Below are 1,574 nucleotides of genomic sequence, written 5' to 3'. Positions count from 1 at the left end.
CGTTCGCCTCGCTCGGGCTGCCCGGGTTCTCCGGGTTTATCGCCGAGTTCCAGATCTTCGCCGGGGCCCTGGGCGCGGTACCGGTCGCGACGGTCGTCGCGGTGACCGGTGTCCTGATCACCGCGGCGTTGTTCCTGGTCGCGATGGGGCGGATGATGCCCGGCGAGGTCCGCGTGCCGGATGCGCCCGGCGCGCCGCGCCCGTTCCCCGACCTCGGGCCGGGTGAGCTGCTCGCGATCGGGTCCCTGCTGGTGTTCGCCACCGTCCTCGGCCTGTTGCCCCGGGTGCTGCTCGACGTGATCGAGCCAGCCGCTCGTACCGTCAACGACCTGGTCGCCCGGTGAGCGCATGGACATGATGGTCTACAGCGACCCGACCGCCCTGATCCCCGAGATCGCGCTGCTGCTCGGCGCGGTCGCCGGGCTGTTGCTCGGCGCCTGGACCCCACGCCGGCGCCAGTGGACCATCCGGCTGCTGGCCGCACTCGCCGCCGCTGCCGGGTTGGTGGCCACCGCCGTCGCCGCGACCCGGCCGCCCGAGGTGGTGTTCGGGACCTACGTCCTCGACACCGCCACTCACACGCCCCGGGCGATCGTGCTCGTCACGACCCTGGCCCTGATCGCGCTGTGCGGCGACACCGTCGCCGGGCACCGCCGCGAGACCGAGTTCGTGGTGCTCGTCCAGCTCGGCGCGCTGGGCTCGATGCTGCTCGGCGGGGCGGGCGACCTGATCCTGCTGTTCGCGGCGTTCCTGCTGGCCAGCGTCCCGCTGTATGCCCTGGCCGGATGGGCGAAACAGGGGACCGCGACCGAGGCTGCGCTGAAGTACTACCTCGCCGGCGCGCTCGCCGGAGTCACCACCCTGGCCGGGGTGACCCTGCTGTTCGGCGTGACCGGGGCCACCGGCTACGCGGGCGTCGCCGAGGGGATCACCCGCGGCCCGGGCGGCGCCGCGGCGGTCGGGCTCGTCGCCGTGCTCGCCGGGCTGGCGTTCAAGGCCGGCGCGGTCCCGGCCCACTTCTGGGTGCCCGACGTCGCCGACGGCACCCCACCCGCGGTCGCCGCCGCGCTCACCACGCTGCCGAAGATCGGCGCCCTGGTCGCCACCTACCGGCTCCTCGACACCGCCATCCCCACCGACGTCGTGGACTGGCCACTGCTGGTCGCGATCCTCGCCGCGGCGAGCATGACCCTCGGAAATCTCGCCGCGTTCGCCCAGACCTCGGTGCTGCGCCTGCTCGGCTACTCGACCGTGTCCCAGGTCGGCTACCTGCTGATCGCCGTCGCCGTCGCCGGCCGCGCACCGCTGGCCCAGCCGGCGCTGCTGTTCTACCTCGCCGCCTACGCCGTCACCAACGTCGCCGCGTTCGCCGTGGTCGCCGCCACCGGGCAGCGCAGCATCAACGGGCACCGCGGGCTGCTGCGCCGCGACCCGTTGCTCGCGATCGCCCTCGTCGTCGCGCTGCTCGGGCTGGTCGGTACCCCGCCGACCGCGGTGTTGTTCGGCAAGCTCGTCGTGTTCACCGCGGCCGTCGACGGTGGCCTGGCCTGGCTGGTCGTGCTCGCCGTGCTCAA

1 protein-coding gene and 1 pseudogene are annotated in these 1,574 nt (G+C 73.8%); both read left to right on the top strand.

Annotated features, from left to right (window positions below; translation table 11 throughout):
• Positions 1-344 (top strand): annotated as a pseudogene (locus BM093_RS34795) (NADH-quinone oxidoreductase subunit M); the annotation flags it as partial.
• 4 nt (positions 345-348) lie between these two features.
• Positions 349-1,574 (top strand): NADH-quinone oxidoreductase subunit N (locus BM093_RS34790; RefSeq protein WP_093357724.1); only part of this gene is annotated, 1,226 nt, incomplete at its 3' end.

This window comes from Pseudonocardia ammonioxydans (assembly GCF_900115005.1).
Taxonomy (GTDB): Bacteria; Actinomycetota; Actinomycetes; order Mycobacteriales; family Pseudonocardiaceae; genus Pseudonocardia; species Pseudonocardia ammonioxydans.
Note: the sequence above shows the minus strand (reverse complement) of the source record. Positions and strands in the feature narration are given on the sequence as shown.